Source organism: Dyadobacter sp. HNCC25DJ186, from assembly GCF_056895235.1.
In genome coordinates, this window is sequence record NZ_JBXHAS010000001.1 from 176,184 (window position 1) to 196,192 (window position 20,009).

Annotated in this window: 16 protein-coding genes; 5 read left to right on the forward strand and 11 right to left on the reverse strand. The window is 41.1% G+C overall.

The genetic code is table 11. The annotated features are described in order from the left end of the window. Positions 1-60: 60 nt before the first annotated feature. The 11 genes from AC1XUO_RS00835 to AC1XUO_RS00885 form a co-directional block, all read right to left on the reverse strand. Positions 61-951, reverse strand: a complete 891-nt coding sequence (locus AC1XUO_RS00835) for a sugar phosphate isomerase/epimerase family protein (protein WP_483327862.1) — start codon at positions 949-951, stop codon at positions 61-63. A 32-nt stretch (positions 952-983) separates the two neighbouring features. Next, positions 984-2,606 (reverse strand): carboxylesterase family protein, encoded by a 1,623-nt coding sequence (locus tag AC1XUO_RS00840; protein WP_483327863.1) that lies wholly within the window; start codon positions 2,604-2,606, stop codon positions 984-986. Positions 2,607-2,820: 214 nt separating this feature from the next. Further along, entirely contained in the window at positions 2,821-4,056 is a 1,236-nt protein-coding gene (locus tag AC1XUO_RS00845) for an OmpA family protein (protein WP_483327864.1), read from the reverse strand. 300 nt (positions 4,057-4,356) lie between these two features. Then, positions 4,357-6,900, reverse strand: a complete 2,544-nt coding sequence (locus AC1XUO_RS00850; RefSeq protein ID WP_483327865.1) for an ATP-dependent Clp protease ATP-binding subunit — start codon at positions 6,898-6,900, stop codon at positions 4,357-4,359. 69 nt (positions 6,901-6,969) lie between these two features. Continuing rightward, positions 6,970-7,629 carry a WbqC family protein gene (locus AC1XUO_RS00855; protein ID WP_483327866.1) on the reverse strand — a complete coding sequence of 220 codons (660 nt, stop codon included), beginning with the start codon at positions 7,627-7,629 and terminating at the stop codon, positions 6,970-6,972. Between the two features lie 99 nt (positions 7,630-7,728). Beyond that, complete coding sequence (locus AC1XUO_RS00860) at positions 7,729-8,355, reverse strand: L-threonylcarbamoyladenylate synthase (RefSeq protein ID WP_483327867.1); 627 nt, start codon at positions 8,353-8,355, stop codon at positions 7,729-7,731. 21 nt (positions 8,356-8,376) lie between these two features. After that, positions 8,377-9,381, reverse strand: coding sequence for a glycosyltransferase family 2 protein (locus tag AC1XUO_RS00865; RefSeq protein WP_483327868.1), 1,005 nt, complete (start codon positions 9,379-9,381; stop codon positions 8,377-8,379). Between the two features lie 124 nt (positions 9,382-9,505). Further along, on the reverse strand, positions 9,506-10,429 hold the full coding sequence (locus tag AC1XUO_RS00870) for a YihY/virulence factor BrkB family protein (RefSeq protein WP_483327869.1): 924 nt from the start codon (positions 10,427-10,429) through the stop codon (positions 9,506-9,508). A gap of 13 nt (positions 10,430-10,442) precedes the next feature. After that, complete coding sequence (locus tag AC1XUO_RS00875; RefSeq protein WP_483327870.1) at positions 10,443-10,859, reverse strand: acyl-CoA thioesterase; 417 nt, start codon at positions 10,857-10,859, stop codon at positions 10,443-10,445. A 31-nt stretch (positions 10,860-10,890) separates the two neighbouring features. Further along, entirely contained in the window at positions 10,891-11,928 is a 1,038-nt protein-coding gene (gene mltG, locus AC1XUO_RS00880) for an endolytic transglycosylase MltG (protein WP_483327871.1), read from the reverse strand. Positions 11,929-12,000: 72 nt separating this feature from the next. Then, positions 12,001-13,083 carry an Ldh family oxidoreductase gene (locus tag AC1XUO_RS00885; RefSeq protein ID WP_483327872.1) on the reverse strand — a complete coding sequence of 361 codons (1,083 nt, stop codon included), beginning with the start codon at positions 13,081-13,083 and terminating at the stop codon, positions 12,001-12,003. Between the two features lie 269 nt (positions 13,084-13,352). On the opposite strand from AC1XUO_RS00885, the gene AC1XUO_RS00890 reads away from it, so the two are divergent. The 5 genes from AC1XUO_RS00890 (at position 13,353) to AC1XUO_RS00910 (ending at position 19,399) form a co-directional block, all read left to right on the forward strand. Beyond that, positions 13,353-13,979 (forward strand): DUF502 domain-containing protein, encoded by a 627-nt coding sequence (locus AC1XUO_RS00890; RefSeq protein ID WP_483327873.1) that lies wholly within the window; start codon positions 13,353-13,355, stop codon positions 13,977-13,979. An 86-nt stretch (positions 13,980-14,065) separates the two neighbouring features. Continuing rightward, positions 14,066-14,680, forward strand: coding sequence for a hypothetical protein (locus AC1XUO_RS00895; protein ID WP_483327874.1), 615 nt, complete (start codon positions 14,066-14,068; stop codon positions 14,678-14,680). 66 nt (positions 14,681-14,746) lie between these two features. Beyond that, a complete protein-coding gene (locus tag AC1XUO_RS00900; protein ID WP_483327875.1) occupies positions 14,747-15,991 on the forward strand; it encodes a 3-phosphoshikimate 1-carboxyvinyltransferase in 1,245 nt (414 codons plus the stop codon). A gap of 76 nt (positions 15,992-16,067) precedes the next feature. Further along, positions 16,068-17,657: an FMN-binding glutamate synthase family protein gene (locus tag AC1XUO_RS00905; RefSeq protein WP_483327876.1), complete on the forward strand. Its 1,590-nt coding sequence runs from the start codon at positions 16,068-16,070 to the stop codon at positions 17,655-17,657. 74 nt (positions 17,658-17,731) lie between these two features. Next, positions 17,732-19,399, forward strand: a complete 1,668-nt coding sequence (locus AC1XUO_RS00910) for a S8 family serine peptidase (protein ID WP_483327877.1) — start codon at positions 17,732-17,734, stop codon at positions 19,397-19,399. Positions 19,400-20,009 lie beyond the last annotated feature (610 nt).

The following is a 20,009-nucleotide window of genomic DNA, read 5'->3' on the forward strand; positions in this document are numbered from 1 at the left end:
GCATAATGTGGAAAGACCCGGCTGCTATGCGGCCGGGTCTTCTTTTTATAAGTTACAGCACTAAACTTTCCATTTCACCAAATTGCCATAACTGATCGCAATGGATTCCAGCGGAGGTTTTTTGCAAACATCCTGCTCAACGAAGAAATGCGTCATACCAGCAGTTTTTCTCGCGGCAAAGATTTTGGCAAAGTCAATGGAACCTGTACCTACTTCTGCAAATGCTTTATCTGCGCTCTTCTCCATATCTTTCACGTGCCACAAAGGGAAACGTCCGGGATGTTGCTTAAAAAGCTCCACAGGGTCTAATCCTGCTCTCACTGCCCAATATAAATCCAGTTCCAGTTTCACCAAAGCAACATCGGTGTCTTTTGTGATGATATCATAAGGAAGTTCTCCTCCCAGCTTTTGAAATTCGAAATCATGGTTATGGTAACCAAACTGAATTCCGGCAGCCTTGCAGGTTTCACCACACTTATTAAAAAGTACTGCATACTTTTTGTAATCGTCAATCGATTTGCGTTCATCCGGCGTCAGGTAAGCACACATCATATATTTCTGGCCAAGCTCAGCTGAATCATCAACCGCCCGTTTCCAGTCATTCGACAAAGTACCTTTTTTGTCAGGCATCGCAATTCCGGCGCCATAGTGCCCGCTCACAGCACTCAGGCCCAGTCCGCTTAGTAAAGCTTTAAATTCTTTCGGTGTTTTGCCAAAAAACTTACCGTCAGAATAACCGAAAGTTTCAACTTCCTTATACCCGATTTTTGCAACCTGGTTCAACGTTCCTTCAAGATCCTTGCTTAATGAATCTCTCAAAGTGTAAAGTTGTAAACCAATTTTTGACGGCGCTTTTGCGATCGAAGGGATTCTGGAAAGCAAAGGAATAGACAATGCTAACGCACTGGTGCGGATGAAAGATCCCCGCGAGATTTTTTGGTTAAAGTCCATTTGAAGTGGAGAATTGGGATTAATTAAAACGACTATTTTTCTATTGTTACAACGCCAGAAGCATTCAAAGGCGTAATTATTGTTGCGGGTAATTTCCAATCCTGTGAAAAGTATCCTTCCGCAATTATATTTTTTGCAGTTCCTTTAAACAATAACAGATCTTTAAATTCCGGCAAACTTCTTTGCGCAACCGGAACAAAAGGAAGACCCTGGTCCACAACACCGGTCCACCACGGCAGTCCTGAACTGACAGTCACGTAACGATTGTCAACGGGAAAAATATACAATAATCCGTGATCGTTGTCGGCAGGATTTAAATGAACAGGCAGTTTGTCAGCAAATTTATTGATAACAGCATTGTTTTCTTTGTTACCAAATAGGATCAGATTGGAACTTTCAAAATCACTTTTTCTGACATCCTTATCTGCAAGAACTCTTGGAAAAAACATCATTCTCCCTAAAAATGGTCCGCGGTAAGCCGACCAATTCGCTGCCTCATTGGCCACGTCCATACGTTTTTTCAACTCTTCTGGTGAAGGATTATCGGCAGTTCCATATACATAAACATGACGAGATGAGAATGCATCGAAGATTGGCCCTTCTGCTCCTTTTTTCTTTGTAAGCGCGTCCGCCGTGACCGCTTTGCCAATTTTCCAGCTATTACCGTTTTTACTAAATGAGATGGTACTGTCTGCCTTTCCGGTTAACTTCGCTCCGTCGATAATTACTTGCAATGTCTGAGCGGAATTAAATTTAGAATGGCCCTTTAAGTTCAAGGTGAAAGCTTGGAGATTTTTTGTTTTAATTTCTACTGAATTTGGTTTCTTTAAACTCGCATCGATTTCTGCCAAAACTCCGCTTGTAATCCCATCTAATTCGACCCAGTATGCCTTATTATATTTGTGGGCACGACTGGAAAATTTCACTTCATTTGGGTATTTATTTCTAACCTGATTAAACCACCCGAAAATATATCCTGCATCATAAGCACTTACCCAGCTGTCATGTTTTACATCAACAAACTCCTTATAAGTAACTTCCACACCGATATTTTGCATTTTCTCTACCCAGTCTCTCGTCCACTGAACGGGAACTACCGGATCTTTGTCGCCATGAAAAAAGTGGACCGGGAAATTAATGGCGTTGGCAGCCAGATCAATCGTACCTGCCGGAGGTGCTGGGCAGACCGGTGCGATTGCAGCCCAGATGTCCGGACGGGTAAGTCCAATCCATAAAGTCCCTCCACCGCCCATAGATAATCCTGTCAGGTAAGTTCTGTCTTCATCGATTTTAAATCGCTTTTTCACATCTGAAAGCACGTCATAAACGTCCTGTTCAGGAATTCCCTGATAACCGGCTGTTCCTCTCACAAAAGCAGAAGCAACAATAAAATCCACATCTTCCCATGCTGGAAAATACCGCGATGCTTCAACGTCTGTTTCGTCTTCAACATTTGTTTTACCAAATACTCTCTTCAAAGCCAGCCTGTGATTGGAGCCCGCTCCATGAAGCATCATCACCAGGGGATATTTCTTCGTTGGATCGAAATTTTTCGGAATGTATAATCCGTAAGGTTGTTCAGTATCGTCTGCTGCTGAATAAAAGGTCATTACCTGCGGACCTTCTGCTAACTTTTGAGCTTCTGAAAATGACATCGCTACGATGTAAATGATCAGTATGCTAAATATAGTACGCAAGCACTTTCCTCTCATATTCAAATATTAAAATTTACAAAGTTTAAATATAATCTAAATCATAAAGTTCTCCTTCGCTTTTGAAAAATAGATAGACATATTCATTAAAGATTACAATTTTGTGTACAAAAAAAGAGGCCGGATTTAAAATCCGGCCCCTTTAAATATTCTGAATTTACTTTCTGGTTACATTTATTGCAATCCTTCTGTTCTGAGCACGCCCCTCTTCGGTATCATTCGGAGCGATAGGGTGCTCGATTCCATAACCCTCGGACTGAATTCGTGTTACCTTAATATCATTTCTGGATATGCCTTTTTTTACAACATCTGCACGACTTTTCGATAACATCAAATTGGTCGTGGCGTCGCCTGTATTGTCAGTGTATCCACCAATTTTAATATTAACCATTGGATAGGCTCGCATAATTTTAGAAATATTCTCAATCTGCAACTCTGAATTCTCATCCAATTCCGCAAGATTCGGTTGAAAGGTTATCCTATCAAAGTCAATCCAATAATTCTTATCCACAACCGCGCTGGAATCCTGAATGAACTTAATAAGCTTGGCTTCCGTGCCGTTTTCGGGTATTTCAAGGACGATATCTTTTGGAAGATTCAATGTTACCAGCTGACCAGGATTTTTTTCCACAGCTCCTTTTACTTTTCCTTTTATTCCACTGCTATCAACAGGAAAATCCTCAACAACTACCGTTTCTTCTTCCTTATTGAGTTTCTTAAAACCCCAAACCGCTGCTCCAACAAGCAACAATGCCAAAATAAGGTATACAATTTTTGTTGTTCCGGAGACTGGCTTGTTTTCGAGTTGATGCTCGCTTAGAGGATTCCGTTGCAGACTTTTATTCAAGTCTTCCAGGCCTTTAAAATCCCACACTGCAGTCAGATCTTTTGGAAGGTATTTATATATGTATTCTTTTTGACCTACGAGTAACGTCGTCAACTTTAATGGCTCAATTGATTTCTCCTTAACCTGTCTGGCGATAACACTTAATACGATGGGCGCAGAGATGCTCAGGATATTTGAAACCGAACTCGCCTTTAAACCACTTGAAGCGGATATAGATTCAATGACCACTTTAAGATCAACATCCAGCAACATCGGAAGCATGGAAAGACCGTTGGCTATAAAGTCTTTTGATTTAAGAGGGTCGCCAAGAATCTCGGGAAGATTATTTAATACATAATTCTCGTTATTCAGATTCATAAGGCCGATCAATTGATGCACCCCACTTGACGTTGAGGCAGTATTCATTGTTCCGCCTATCAGCCCGGGTAAAGCACCTAGCAAAGCTACCTGAACATCACTCGCACTCGCTTCGGTCAAAATCGATATACTAAGACCTACTTCCTTCGTTATGTACCCTTTTGTTAACTCCAGTAAATTGACAGCCATATTGGTTGGTATTCTTATCTTTTGTGGTTTTCAAATTAATTTATATTTTATATGGAGGATATGCAAATTAATATTAATCTAATCTAATAGTTCTTACTAATTCGGGCTTAAAATTAGTAAGAAAGATTTTAATCGGTGATAGATGGATAGAAATAATACTACGCCTTCTATCACAAAAAGTAACAAATACCGATTTCGCGGTGCAATTTTCAGGATTATTATAACCCAAAAACAAAGAGGCAGAATCTCAAGGATCTGCCTCTTTGCTGTATATGCAATAGTCAATTAACTAACAGTTAATCAATTAGCAACTTCTTCTTCTTTTTTTCTAACTGTAATCGTCAGTTCTTCGCTATTCTCAACATGTGTCGCTACAAGAACATCTCCTTCTCTCAAATCTCCTTTAAGAATTTCTTCTGCTACCGGATCTTCAAGATATTTCTGGATCGCTCTGTTCAATGGACGGGCACCGTATTGAGGATCGTATCCTTTTTCAGACAAAAAGTCTTTTGCAGGAACCGTCAACTCAATTTCGTAGCCTAAACCTTTCACACGGCTAAACAATTTACCAAGTGAGATATCGATGATACGGTGCAGATCTTCACGTTGTAGTGAATTAAACACGATCACATCATCCAGACGGTTCAAGAATTCAGGTGAGAAAGCTTTACGAAGTGCACTTTGAATGGTGCCTTTCATAATTTCATCCTGGTTGTCATTTTTAGCTTTTGTTGAAAAACCAATTCCAGAACCAAAATCTTTCAGGTCACGAGCACCAATGTTTGAAGTCATGATAATGATCGTATTCCGGAAATCAACACGACGGCCGAGACCATCTGTCAAAATACCATCATCAAGCACCTGTAAAAGAATGTTGAAAACATCCGGGTGCGCCTTTTCAATCTCATCAAGTAAAACAACACTATAAGGTTTACGACGAATTTTTTCAGTCAACTGACCACCTTCTTCGTAACCAACATAACCCGGAGGTGCTCCAACCAAACGAGATACGCTGAATTTCTCCATGTACTCACTCATGTCGATACGCACAAGGGCATCGTCTTTATCAAACAAATAAGTTGCTAGAACTTTCGCTAATTCTGTTTTACCTACACCTGTTGGTCCAAGAAAGATAAAAGAACCAATTGGTTTCTTTGGATCTTTCAAACCTACACGTGTACGTTGAATCGCTTTTACCAACTTCTCAATCGGTGGGTTCTGGCCAATTACTTTTGCTTTAAGCTCGTCAGCCATGTTAAGCAATTTCTTACCTTCATCCATAGAGACGTTTGTCACAGGAATTCCGGTCATCATTGCAACTACCTCGGCAACATTATGCTCAGTAACTGTATATCTTTTTTGCTTGGTTTCTTCTTCCCAGGCAAGTTTTGCGCGGTCAAGCTGATCGATCAATTTCTTTTCACGATCACGTAGCTGAGCTGCTTCTTCGTATTTCTGGCTTTTAACAACTCTGTTTTTTTCCTGTTTGATATTTTCGATCTGTTCTTCCAGATGAAGGATATCTTCAGGTACAGTAATGTTGCTGATATGAACTCTTGCACCTACCTCATCCAAAACGTCAATCGCTTTGTCCGGAAGGAATCGGTCTGTAATATAACGCTCAGACAATTTCACAGCTGTGCTGATCGATTCCGGCGTGTAACTTACATGGTGGTGATCTTCATATTTGTCCTTGATATTTTCAAGGATCTGAATCGTTTCTTCTATTGAAGTCGCATCCACCATTACCATTTGGAAACGACGGGCAAGTGCGCCATCTTTTTCAATGTACTGACGATACTCATCAAGCGTTGTCGCACCGATACATTGGATTTCTCCACGTGATAAAGCTGGCTTAAACATGTTCGAAGCGTCCAAAGAGCCAGAAGCACCACCGGCACCTACGATCGTATGCAGCTCATCAATAAATAGGATCACATCCGGAGATTTTTCCAGTTCATTCATGACTGCTTTCATTCTTTCTTCAAACTGACCACGGTATTTGGTACCTGCTACAAGAGATGCAAGATCAAGTGTAACTACTCTTTTACCAAACAGAACACGGGATACTTTTTTCTGAACAATTCTCAAAGCAAGACCTTCCGCGATGGCAGTTTTACCAACGCCGGGCTCACCGATAAGAATCGGGTTATTCTTTTTACGACGGCTAAGAATCTGTGCTACGCGCTCAATTTCTTTTTCACGTCCCACGATTGGATCAAGTTTTCCAACCTCAGCCATTTTCGTAAGATCACGTCCGAAGTTATCCAGCACAGGAGTACGAGACTTTTCTGCACCTTTTGATTCTTTTCCGGAAGCTGCGCCTCCGCCTCCACCACCAAACATGCCGCCTCTAGCCTCGTCGTCGCCGTCCTCGGTTTCCGGACCCATGTGGGGTTTAGTTCCTGATGATTGATATTCTAACATCTCTTTAATGACTTCGTAGTTAACATTAAATTTATGCAGGATCTGGGTACCAACATTGTCTTCGTCACGTAAGATTGACAGCAACAAATGCTCAGTTCCTATCAAGGGGCTTTTAAAAATTTTGGCCTCCAGATATGTAATTTTCAACACCTTTTCAGACTGCCTTGTGAGCGGGATATTCTGCAGATTTTTAACATTATTAGTCGCCGCACCTTTGGTTGCCTGTTCGATCGTCTGTCGAACGTCATCAAGGGATACGCCCAGCTTTTTAAGTAAACCAATAGCAACACCATCACCCTCACGAATCATTCCGAGTAACAGATGTTCGGCACCGATATAATCGTGACCAAGTCGCAAAGCTTCTTCCCGACTCAGAGAGATTACTTCTTTTACTCTATTTGAAAATTTTGCTTCCATGTGTAGCAATAAAAATGTGTCTTAATATTCTAAACGCTACTTTTTTAATCTTTGTTCAAAGTAGCAGATTTATTGTTGCTTACAAGATCTCAGCAAAATACTTCTCGCCTCTGGCCCCATATTAAATAATAAATCGACAATACTTAAATTACTTACAAAATCATTCCCAAAAGTCTGATAGTACGTAATTGGCTGATAATAATTATTTATATTTTTATTTTTTTTATCATTAATAGTAGACAAAGCGTCAATAACCGCTCTATCGCCTTGAAATGGCACTGACAAATTGTACCTTATCTCTTTCCTTGTGCCCAACAATCTAAGACAAATTGTCAATAAATCATAATTCAGGTCTGTAAGAAATTGTGGCTTTTTCAAATAAACTGCCTCGAGCTCATCAGCAAAAAATTCAAAATAGGGAGATTTTCCATATGCTGATCTGAAACATCCCCAATGACGCCTGATCCAATGCTGACTGTAATCTATTTTAATGTCTTTCGTTAGGGATTGTTGGGTGTAGGACTGGACCGGAACGGTTAAGGTGTCGATTTTATTCGTCGTCATCACATCGCACCGATTCCGGTATGTCTGCTTCACATATCTCTCCTCAATATCTATCCAAATCAGATCGTTACTTAAAATGCAAGCAAAATATTCCAGACATGGAAGATACTGTAATTCAATCCTTACTATTTTTTCAGGCGTATTGTTGGTAATAAATTCTGGCACTATCAAATATGAGAAAGGCGGATGATATTATCAAAAAAATGATAACAATTATTTAACTACAATTATTTAATACAATCTAAACTAAAATAATTGCAATATTTATATAAAGAGACTCGTATCGCCAAGACCTTCTCTGACAACCTCAAACTGATCATTGATAGCGAGCACAATGGTTGAACCGATATTGCCGCCGTATCCCCCATCGATGATAATATCAACCTGATGTTGAAATTTTTCAAAAATCAATTCCGGGTCTGTTGAATATTCGATGATCTCGTCATCATCTTTTATGGAGGTTGTCACAATCGGATTGCCCAGTTCTTTAACGATCAAACGAGGTATCAAATTATCAGGAACACGGATCCCAACTGTTTTCTTATTGGTATTCAATAATTTGGGCACCTGATTATTCGCATCGAGGATGAAAGTATAAGGTCCCGGAAGCACTCTTTTCATCAATTTAAAAGCTGAGTTACCTACTCTGGCATAATCAGCAATGTGGCTCAGATCATAACAAATAAATGAAAAATCATTTTTCTGAGGTTTAATACCCTTAATCTTAGCTATTTTTTCAACAGCCCTTGTATTAAAAATATCACAGCCCAAACCGTAAACAGTATCTGTCGGATAAATCACTAAACCTCCGTCACGGAGGCAATCAACGACCTGACGGATTCTTCTTTCATCAGGATTTTCAGGATATATTCGGATTAATTCAGCTGGCATAGTTTGTACTATTTTTCTGAACTAACAATTCAAAAGGCTAAATCCTTCCGGCACGGCTACTTTTTTTTGTAAATTATTTAGATAAAACCGATACAACCCATTGACTGGAAGATGTAAACGACACATGGCAACAATCATTTCCGTAGTAAATCCTGGATTCTCAATATAGTTGAGCAGCCTGCGAAAACGAACTGCGAGTTCAAATTCTTCTGCGTAAAAACATTTTCTGATAAACGTACGAATTCTGGCCGCCAGCAGATCAAACTCTTCCTGGTCGCGATTTAGATCATAGGCCTTGTTACAAACAATGTAACAGGTTTCCAGTAAATTATTTCCCTTTTTATATACTTGTTTGCTCAAAGAATCCGGTACATTTCTTTTCAATGTAAGCACTTCATCGAGATAGAAATATTTAAATTCTACGGAAGATCTCACCCAAAAATCAAAATCCTCAAAAAATAATGATTCGTCATAACCGCCCATGTTGATGAGCATTTGCGTGCGCATCATCATCGTGGGTGTACAGATAAAATAGTTTTCCAGCACACTTTTGTATACGTCGCCGGAAGGGATTATCTTCCTTGCCTTCTCTTTGTTATTGACAGGATAATGAAAATTCAGCAATTTCCCACCTGCCTCTATGTACCGTGCATTGGTAAAAACAACGCCATAATCCTCTCCAAGTTTTTCAAAAGCTTCTACCTGGTTTTCAATACGGGTCGACAACATGATGTCATCAGCCGCCAGATCAATAATATACTTACCTCTGGCTAAGGAAAGTCCTTGATTAAAAGCCCGGCATAAACCCAGGTTTGTCAGATTTCGGACAAGAAGAAAATCCGATCCTTCCGGAAGCATTTTTTCAATTACCGACATAGTCCCGTCAGTACTTGCATTATCAATTACAATAACCTGAATCTTAGCATACGTCTGAACAAAGATGGAACTTAGCGTTTCACCTATGTATTTCTCATGATTGTAAGCGGTTAAAACCACAGTCACCAAAGGTTTCTCAATCTCTCTCATTTATTACCCGTTTGTTCACCTTCCACCTTAACTTTTATGACTTCTTGGACGTTTCTTCCAATCAAAAGTCACGAAATTAAAAAGGATTAAAAAGTATATTGACGGGTACTTAGTTTTCGGTAATTTAAAAAGTCTTTGAGCGGTTTTTTTTACGTGCAGAAGCGATACCAGCATTCACCTCAAATCCAAAAATTAATAATAAGGCCAGCAGGTAAAACCAGATCATCAGCGCGATCATTGTCCCAATCGAGCCGTAAAGTTTATTGTAGGAACTGAATCTGGACAGGTAAAAAGAGAAACCGTATGTTGCGACCAGGATCAGGACGGAAGCAATAATAGAGCCAAGGTTGAAAAATGCGTATCGGTTAATTCGCGACGGAGCGTAACGATAAATAATGGAAATCGCTAACATCAAAGCACCAAAACTGACCAGATACCTACTAAAATTAAGAGAAGATACAATCCAGCTATACCTGATAATTTCCCACTCCGATATGATCCCTTTAAGAGCATCCCCGACGATAAGCAAAACGATCAGCAAAAACATTACGGCTACTAAAACCATTGTCAGTAAGGTCGCTACACCTCTTTGTTTTAAAAATCCCCTGGTTTCGGCATCCTCAAATACCATATCGAATGAGCGCATCAGCGACATCATTCCGTTGGTAGAAGCAATCATTGCAAAAATAAAACCGAAGGAAAGTACGCTGCTTCGGGGCCGGCTGAGAATATCCGAAATGGTTTGTTGCGCATCCTGAAATATTCCGCGGGGCATCAATTCTTTTAAAACACCCATAATCTGATCATCCAGATTCTCTATGGGTATATAAGGTACCAGTGTGAACAAAAAGATAATGGCTGGAAAACAGGCCAATGTCAAACTGTATGCGACCGCTGATGCGCGTTGGTCTATGTCGTATTTGTGATTATTTCGCTTGATATTGATTAGAATGTCATATATCGAGACGGTTCCGCGAAAAAGAAGGTTTCTTTGCAGCCACACGACCAATAACTTTACCTGACGGCTTTTCAACAGTTTTTCAAGCATGGTATTTTTTTAATTACAATGTTTGAAAGTAAGGACTGAGTTTTAGTATCAGCGGAGCCGGTGCGACACATAGTTTCACGGTATCACGTTTTTGAAAAACCAATGTTGTTTCTCCGACATTAAGCAAAACATCATCCTGATTCCGGATTTCATATTCAAAAACGACACGCGTACCAGGCATTTTCTGCATGATGACTTTGATTGTGAGTTCATCATCATAACGCGCAGGTCTGAGATACTTCGAGCGGTTTTCGTAAACCGGCATCATCACCCCCGCGTCTTCCATTTCTTTGTAGCTAAATCCGATACTACGTAAGGCTTCGACGCGGCCGATTTCATAATACCTTGCGTAGTTTCCGTAATACACGTACCCCATCTGGTCCGTGTCCGCATATCGCACTCTGATTCCTTTGACTTCGTAGGTAAACATTTTCAACAATTTATTAGACGTCAATCTGAATCTACTTCATGATTTTCAGTCTGTTCAATTCTGCCTGATACATTCTCGCGTTGTTCAAATGGTCAGGATAAGTTTTGGCAAAAGCATGGTATCCTGAAAGATCTGCTTTTGCACACATGTATAAATAATCGTGCTTGTTATAATTTAAAACAGCATCCAAAGATTTAAAATCAGCCACGCGGATAGGCCCAGGAGGCAAACCGATATTCACATAAGTGTTATAAGGAGATTTTACACGAAGCTGCTCATTCAGAATTCTTTTGATTGCAAAATCCTGCAATGCAAATTTAATGGTCGGATCGGCCTGCAAAGGCATTTGCGCATTCAACCGATTGATATATAACCCCGCCACCATCGGTCTTTCATCCACTTTTCGCGCCTGTTCCTCTTCCACAATGGAGGCCAGAATGGATACCTGTATAGGCGTCAGGCCTATGGATTTTGCTTTTTCTACACGCTCTGCATTCCAGTATTTTTTGTACTCACTATGCATCCTGTCAAGAAATTTCTCTGTTCCGGTTGTCCAGAAAATGTCATAAGTATTGGGTAAAAACATCGAAACAATGGTAAGTGTGTCCAGACCATATTTCTGACATACTTTCTGATCGTTCAGCGCCTCCCGGAATTTTGTTTCTCCAAATGCAAAACGACTTCCTATTCTCTTGATCAGGTCTTCTTTAAGACGAATATTATTAAAAGTCAATTTAACGGCATCCTGATCTCCGGAGATAAGTTTTTTTATACCCTTATAGTTACTCGTTTCAGGTTTGATGACATACCGCCCCGGTTTCACTTTTTCAGAATATTTTAAAAGCTTGGCTAAAAAGCGGAATGAAATGTTGTCATTGATCACCTGGTGTTTGTCAAGCGAATCAAGAACAGTCTGATAAGTAGCACCTTCCGGAATGAGCAATGCAAAGCTTTCCTTTTTATCAACCTGTAGGTTCGGCGTTTTGAATATCTGCCAGAAATAAAATGTAAAAGTGGTTGTGAGAATTGCAATAACTAAAAACAATCCTACTTTAAAATTGCGAGACATATGGTACTGTGAAGTTTTTTAGTTTCTGAATGTTTCAACAACAATTCGTTGTCAACAGTTTATATGTGTATTTTAATCGACTCTTTTTTCAAAAGAAATGTTGAAACGTTTTCCCAATTCCGCAAGAGAATCCTGCACTGGTTCCAGCAAAGAAATTCCTTCAACGCTTCGCAATGCTTCCATTTCACGCTCAGGATCTCCGGGAATAATAACCTGTTTCCCCTCTACGGCACGAGCGCCACGGAACGCTCGTATCCATTTGTCCATATCCTTTTTAAAATCATCAGCAGGGCGAAATCCGTCCACACGCATGGCGCCTAAAAAGTGTCCTGTCCCCAGACCTACACCTTCATTGGCTGACATGAATCCGGCGGTTGCAAAAGGCGGAACCCATGGACCAAAGTTAGCACCCGAAAGTACGCCCGAAAAAATATCCACGATCGCCCCCAAGCCATATCCTTTATGACTGCCATGTTCCCGGTCGGAACCCAGCGGCAATAATCCTCCTCCACTTTTCACCGCGTTGGAATCTGTTGTCGGATTTCCTTCTGAGTCTTGCGCCCAGCCCAACGGTGCCGGAAGACCTTTTCTTTGTAATATTTCAAATTTTCCGTACGCTACGGCTGTGGAAGCAAAATCCGCAACAAAAGCAGGTTCTTCAAATGCCGGAACGGCCACAGCCAAAGGATTTGTACCCAATAACTTATCAAGAGAAAAAGTTGGTGTCACGAGCGGAGCCGCATTCGTCATTGTCCAACCGATCATATCTTTTTGTAAAGCAAGCATAGCATGATATCCGGCAATCCCGAAATGGTTCGAATTCCGAACCGAAACCCAGCCAGAACCCACTTTTTCAGCTTTTTCCATGGCCACTTCCATAGCTCTCGGTGCCACAACCAAACCGAGACCACGATCTCCGTCAACTACTGCGGTACTTGGTGTTTCATAAACGACCTTTACAACCGGCGTAGGGTTCAGCCTTCCATTATCGTATAAGCGGACATAGCCGGCCAGACGTGCAATACCATGAGAATCAACCCCCCTTAAATCAGCACTGATTAAAACGGTGGATGCCAAAGCAGCCTCTTCGGGCGAGCATCCAATGGACAAAAAAACCTGCTCCGTGAAATGCTTTAAATAATCAGCCTGATACATATACGTTAACTAAATAATTTGCTAAGATTTCTGCAAAATGCCATTAATTTGAGATTTGCGGCATTTAAGGCTGCAAATATCTGCATTCAACAACCAGCTTACAATACTTATTAACCTGATAAGGGATTTTTATTGGAAAATCACCCTCAAAAAACAATCATGGCGATCGTGTTTTTTGAACTTAAAACCGCCAAAAACCGTAGTTTCAACAGGTATTGGGGAGATTTGGTTTTGGGAAAAATAATACAGTCTACTTTGATAAATAATTAATGGAATTAAAAAATACTTTCCTCAAACGCGTACTAAGCTACTTCATACGAGGCTTGGTTTTAGTCGCCCCGCTTTACGTTACCGGCATCATCATCTGGACGGGCGTGGAGTTTCTTGACAATATTATCCCGATCAACATTCCTATATCAAATAACCAGACATTATACCTTCCAGGCCTGGGCGTTCTGATCATTGCATCGGGCATTATTTTGCTTGGATTTATATTTTCAACGATCATTCCGCAGTCATTTTTTCAGATTACGGAAAGTATCATGCGCAGAATTCCGCTGGTCAGCCTTATTTATTACTCAATCAAAGACCTAGTTTTAGCTTTTGTTGGAGATAAAAAGAAATTTAATCAGCCTGTTCTGGTGACAATGTATAAGGATACCGGTATCAAAAAAATAGGCTTCATTACACAAAATGATCTGAGCCATTTACATATCCACGATCACGTCGCCGTTTATATGCCATTGTCGTACTCTTTGTCTGGAGAGCTTTTTATAGTACCTACCGAAAGTGTGATCAAACTTGAAGCTACCACAACGGATGTCATGAAAATGGTGGTATCCGGGGGCGTTTCTGTGAAGGTGCCGCCGCATGAAGAAATAACCGAGGAGGGATAAATCCGGTTATGATCCAGGAACAACAATGCAATCGAATTACCCGTTTAAAGAATGATTCCCTATCTTTGAACCTTTCTATTTTCTTTATGAGACAAGTTCTGACATTATTAGTTTTATTTATTTTGGGGAATATTCCCGCTTGGGCTCAGGACAACTACGATCCCAGAAAAGCACTTACAAGTGAAGAACTGTTTCTCAAACAAGGCAGTGGCAACCGCGTTGTCGGTGCTCCGGGCCAGAAATACCTCGTTTTAGATGCATCCCCAACCATTGGTGGTTTCCACCGTTACCGTTTTTTCCCAGGAGATGATATCAAATTCAGGATGAAAAACGAGACAATAAAGTTCAACGAAACGATCGCAACGATAAGCGATACTTCTTTCGCGATAGCTGTAATCAATGATGCGCTCAACCAAATGACGTATCAGGAAATCCCTTTGAAAGAAATCAAACTGATTAAGACAACCAGAAGAATTCCTTTTGTTTCTCAGGCTGCACCTTTGCTGCCTTTGGCGGGATTGATTTATATCGGTGCCGATTTTTTCAATAGAGGCATTGATAATAAGCGATATACAACCGACGCCTCTACCTTTGTTGTTGGAGGAGCGTTTATGGTCGCCGGACTTTTCTGTTATAAAATGACTTTTTCGTCGCTGAAAATAAACGGAAAGAATAAATTGAAGGTATTAGAAACTTATTAAATTTTTAGGCGTTTCCAAGGTCTTCTTCTGCTTGTTCAAAGATATAATTCTGAAATAATTGATACTGTGAAATCCATTTTAGTACATCCACCCCAAAAAGAAATTCGTGCCGAAATTAAATTGGCGGCATCAAAAAGTGAGTGCAACCGTGCGCTGATCATTAATGCTTTGACAGGTTTTCAGTGTGATCTTTCAAATATTTCGGAAGCACGTGATTCTCAAACAATGCTTCGTTTGCTGCAATCGGAAGATGCCGTTGCAGACGTCATTGATGCGGGAACGACCATGCGTTTTCTTGCTGCTTACTTTACTGTAACAAATCAGCAAAAATTGATGACCGGAACGCCGCGTATGTGCGAAAGACCGATTGGAATTTTGGTTGATGCTTTGCGCATTCTGGGCGCTGAAATTGAATATCAAAATGTTGCGGGATATCCGCCAATGCAATTAAAAGGTTTTCATTATTCGGGAGAAAATAAGCTGAATATTCGTGGCGACGTGAGCAGTCAGTATATTTCTGCCTTGCTGCTGATCGCTCCGTCTCTTCCGGAAGGCTTGACAATTAATCTTGAAGGAGAAGTTGGATCCCGTCCGTATATCGAAATGACGTTAAAACAAATGGAGCATTTTGGTATCAAATATTCAGCTGACTGGGAAGCGAATGTTCTAATAGTGGAACCAGGTACTTATCAACCGCAGCCCTACGCCATCGAGTCTGACTGGTCTGGTGCCAGTTACTGGTATAGCATCGTTGCGCTTGCAGCCGATGCCGAAGTGGAATTGCTTGGATTAAAACAAAACTCATTGCAAGGTGACAGTGCAATTGTTGATATCATGGCTCAGCTTGGAGTGGAAAGCACTTACACAAACCGCGGTGTTTTATTGAAAAAAATTCCTGCGGCGCAAGCAATCGCCTGGGATTTCACCAATTGCCCTGATCTTGCTCAGACGGTTGCGGTATGTTGTGCAGTAAAAAATATTCACCTGACTTTAACAGGAATTGAAAGTTTAAAAATAAAAGAAACAGACCGGGTTTTTGCTCTTCAGGAAGAACTGAAAAAACTGGGCGCTGAACTTAATGAAGTTGAAAAAGATCAAAAATATGAGGTAGTTCGTAAAACTGATTGGCAACAAAGTTCGACTCCTTCAATTTTCACTTACGACGATCACCGTATGGCGCTTGCGTTTGCCCCTGTCGGTATGGTTCAGGACATTATAATTGAAGAACCAGGCGTAGTTGTCAAATCCTATCCGGGATACTGGAAAGATCTGGCGACGGTAACTACCTGGGAAGAAATGCAACTATCCTGAACTTGAAGGGGCCGTTCAGCTGCGAAAACTTTCATAGCTGACGTCCCCACCCCTTAATCCGCAACACTATCCTGATATGACTGTTCTAGCTTTTCTTTCAAATATCCCCATCTGGGTTTACATTGTAGTTGCTATTTTGATTTTTGCGCTTCGCGACATTTTGCAGAAAAAGCATACGATCCGTCATAACTTCCCTGTAGTAGGAAATTTCAGGTATATGATCGAGCAGATCGGACCGGAATTGAGACAATATATTGTGGCAAATAACAGAGAAGAATTGCCATTTAACCGACGTCAGCGTTCGTGGATTTACGCTTCTTCAAAAAAGGAAAATAATTATCAGGGTTTTGGCTCCGACCAGGATATGAATGAAGCAGGTTTTGTCTTTATCAAACCTGCCATGCTGCCACATCAATTACCATTGAATCATCCGCATCACGCCATGAATGGTAAAGATCCGGATCATTATACCATCCCCTGCGCAAAAGTTATCGGTGCATATCACAAAAGAAAACGCCCATATCGGCCTCATTCAGTGGTCAATATCAGTGCGATGAGTTACGGATCGCTGTCGGCCAGAGCAATAGAATCGATGAACAAGGGCTCTTTGCAGTTCGGGAATTACCACAACACCGGCGAAGGCGGACTTTCACCCTACCACAAATTCGGGGCTGATATTGTTTTTAACATGGGCACTTCTTACTTCGGTGTGCGTGATGATGAAGGAAATTTTGTCATGGAAAAACTGGTCAAGATGACGCAGGAAAATCCATTTGTCAGAATGATCGAATTGAAACTTTCGCAGGGAGCCAAGCCAGGAAAAGGTGGTGTGTTACCAGGAAGTAAAATAACTGCCGAAATTGCTGCCATTCGCCACGTTCCAATGGGGAAAGATGTCGTTTCGCCACCATACCACAGTGCTTTTTCTGATGTAAAAAGTATGGTAAATTTTATCGAAGAGATGGCGGAAGCAACCGGATTACCTATTGGAATAAAGGCGGCAATCGGGAAAACAGATATGTGGGAACAGCTCGCTGATATTATGGTTGAGACCGGTAAAGGTCCTGATTTCATCACAGTGGATGGCGGTGAAGGCGGAACGGGTGCAGCCCCGCCATCTTTTGCAGACCATGTGGCACTTCCCTGGGTTTATGGTTTCAGCACCATTTACAAAATATTCCAGAAGAGAAACTTAACTGACAAAATCACTTTTATTGCCTCTGGAAAACTGGGACTTCCTGCTCAGGCTGTTATGGCATTTTGCATGGGAGCCGACGTGATCAACGTTGCGCGTGAAGCGATGATGTCTATCGGTTGTATCCAAGCCCAAATTTGCCATACCAATCGCTGCCCGACCGGGATAACTACCAATAACAAATGGCTGGAATCAGGGATTGATCCTGCATTAAAAAGTGAGCGTTTTCATAACTATATGAAAACATTAGCGAAAGAAATTATAGAAATAACGAACGCTGCGGGTTACGAACATCCGTGTCAGTTTGGCATGAACGACATTGATATTTCAATGGGCGATAACAACAGAACCCTTGCGCTGGCAGATAATTACGGTTACCTGAAAACACCTGTCCCTTTCAAAAACATCCAGGAACTACTTGATTGTTCTAATTTGGGAGGAAAAAACGAACCGGTAAAAACTATTGCTTAAATTGGGCAACGCTTTCCATTTTTTAAACGTATGTTTTAGGAAAGTAGGTCTTGCTCAACAAATAGCTTTGGAAAATGAAAATAAAAATTTTACTGTTAACTTCTATATTAACACTGCTCCTATCCGAATTCAGTCAGGCGCAAACAAACCCGAGATATCTGGTTTTATTTAAAGATAAAGCTGCCTCCCCGTATTCCATCAACAGGCCGACGGAGTTTCTTTCTGCCAAAGCTATCGCAAGGCGCAACAAGCAAAATATTGCTATAACAGAAAATGATTTCCCTGTAAATCCGGCTTATGTAACAGCGATCAAACAAACCGGCGCTACGGTAATTTATTCATCCCGGTGGTTCAACGGTACTTTGGTCGAAGCATCTGCAGGTCAACTGGCCGCCATTCAAAACCTTAACTTTTATAAAGGCATCGAGCAAAATCATGCGCTTGCCAACCTGACCACGCCTTCTGCGGGATTGAGAATTGGCGCTACTGAAAATGGGACACAAGCAACAGCCGACCTGGATTACGGACGCATGCGCGAGCAGCTGACACTAATGGGTGTGGAACATTTGCATCAGGCAGGTTTTCAGGGAGAGAATATGCTGGTCGCCGTTTTTGATGGAGGATTTAACCGGGCCAATGAGCTGGAATTCTTAAAACCGCTTTTCGCCGAGAACAGAGTTTTGGATACACATGATTTTATTAGTCGAAACAGCAACGTTTACGATGATGATACCCATGGATTAAATGTGTTGTCTATTATCGCGGCAAACCAGCCAGGTACTATGATCGGTGCCGCTTTCAAGGCAAATTTTGTTTTATACAGAACTGAAAATGTTTTTATGGAAACGCCCTATGAGGAGGTAACCTGGCTTTTGGCGGCTGAGCGAGCTGACAGTATCGGCGTGGATGTAATTAATTCCTCTTTGGGTTACAATACCTTCGAAGGAGAATTCAATACACCTGCTTACAATTATACCTATCAAAATATGGATGGCAAGACCACCATTATTTCCCGTGCCGCCAGAATCGCAACCAGAAAAGGGATGCTGGTCGTTAACTCTGCCGGAAATGAAGGAAACAAAGCATGGAAATACGTCTCCGCCCCCGCTGATGTTGATTCTGTTTTAAGCGTTGGCGCTACGACATTAGATAAAAGTTACGCTGCATTCAGCTCCATCGGGCCAAATGCCATTGGACAGCAGAAACCGGATGTATCTGCCGTTGGCTCCGGCACGGTGTTAGGCAATAGCACCGGAACTGGCAATGTAACATCCGGAAATGGCACGTCCTATTCCGCTCCGTTGATTGCAGGATTAGCTACAATATTATGGCAGGCTTTTCCAAATCTGACCGTTCAGGAAATTATCCAGGCTTTAAAGAAATCAGGGCATTTGGCAGCAAATCCCAATAACTTCCTGGGATATGGTGTTCCCAATACAGCACTGGCGGAAGAAATACTTAAAAACGGTGTTGTCCTTGGAACAGAACCGGAGGCAATCGACGCTGTTATTCTTTCTCCAAACCCGGTTGAACAGGATATTACCTTAATCTTTCCCCCTGCCTTGATTGGAAAAAAATCGACGATCAGTATTATTTCACAAAGCGGAAAAACCCTTTCAACAAATCAGGTAATTCTGAGCAAAACCCAGCCAATACCGACAAGCAGCTTACATGCAGGATTGTATCTGATAAAAGTTGATGTGCTGAATCGAAGCCGGACATTGAAATTTATTAAGCAGTAAGTTGCCTAAGGTACCAACGGTGTCACCCTTTCAGGGTTTGATTTAGTCATTTCGCACCATTTTCTATAATACTATCATCCTTTCAGGATTGGCATACCGGAGTGATCTTTTACTAGTCCTAAAAGCGGGTAGTACAGTATAAAAGAATTATGATTTGCTTAACGTCCCAACGATGTCACCCTTTCAGGGTTTGATTTAGTCATTTAGCACCATTTTCTATAATACTATCATCCTTTCAGGATTGGCATACCGGAGTGATCTTATACTAGTCCTAAATGCGGGTAGTACAGTAAAAAAGAATTATGATTTGCTTAACGTCCCAACGATGTCACCCTTTCAGGGTTTAATCCAGACAATTTCGCACCATTTTCTATAATACTATCATCCTTTCAGAATTGTCATACCAATTTAAGATTGTAATACCGGAGTGAAATTTACTGTTCCGAACAACTGAATGTGTGATAAAAAAGAATTGTGATTTGCCTAACGTACCAACGATGTCACCCATTCAGGGTTTAATCCAGACAATTTCGCATCATTTTCTATAATACTATCATCCTTTCAGGATTGGCATACCGGATTGGGATCGTTATAACGGAGTGAATTTTGC

Coding starts and splice junctions, on each gene's coding strand:
- AC1XUO_RS00835 (WP_483327862.1), bottom strand. CDS start 951: ATGGACTTTAACCAAAAAATCTCGCGGGGATCTTTCATCCGCACCAGT.
- AC1XUO_RS00840 (WP_483327863.1), bottom strand. CDS start 2,606: ATGTCATTTTCAGAAGCTCAAAAGTTAGCAGAAGGTCCGCAGGTAATG.
- AC1XUO_RS00845 (WP_483327864.1), bottom strand. CDS start 4,056: ATGGCTGTCAATTTACTGGAGTTAACAAAAGGGTACATAACGAAGGAA.
- AC1XUO_RS00850 (WP_483327865.1), bottom strand. CDS start 6,900: ATGGAAGCAAAATTTTCAAATAGAGTAAAAGAAGTAATCTCTCTGAGT.
- AC1XUO_RS00860 (WP_483327867.1), bottom strand. CDS start 8,355: ATGCCAGCTGAATTAATCCGAATATATCCTGAAAATCCTGATGAAAGA.
- AC1XUO_RS00865 (WP_483327868.1), bottom strand. CDS start 9,381: ATGAGAGAGATTGAGAAACCTTTGGTGACTGTGGTTTTAACCGCTTAC.
- AC1XUO_RS00870 (WP_483327869.1), bottom strand. CDS start 10,429: ATGCTTGAAAAACTGTTGAAAAGCCGTCAGGTAAAGTTATTGGTCGTG.
- AC1XUO_RS00875 (WP_483327870.1), bottom strand. CDS start 10,859: ATGTTTACCTACGAAGTCAAAGGAATCAGAGTGCGATATGCGGACACG.
- mltG (WP_483327871.1), bottom strand. CDS start 11,928: ATGTCTCGCAATTTTAAAGTAGGATTGTTTTTAGTTATTGCAATTCTC.
- AC1XUO_RS00885 (WP_483327872.1), bottom strand. CDS start 13,083: ATGTATCAGGCTGATTATTTAAAGCATTTCACGGAGCAGGTTTTTTTG.
- AC1XUO_RS00890 (WP_483327873.1), top strand. CDS start 13,353: ATGGAATTAAAAAATACTTTCCTCAAACGCGTACTAAGCTACTTCATA.
- AC1XUO_RS00895 (WP_483327874.1), top strand. CDS start 14,066: ATGAGACAAGTTCTGACATTATTAGTTTTATTTATTTTGGGGAATATT.
- AC1XUO_RS00905 (WP_483327876.1), top strand. CDS start 16,068: ATGACTGTTCTAGCTTTTCTTTCAAATATCCCCATCTGGGTTTACATT.
- AC1XUO_RS00910 (WP_483327877.1), top strand. CDS start 17,732: ATGAAAATAAAAATTTTACTGTTAACTTCTATATTAACACTGCTCCTA.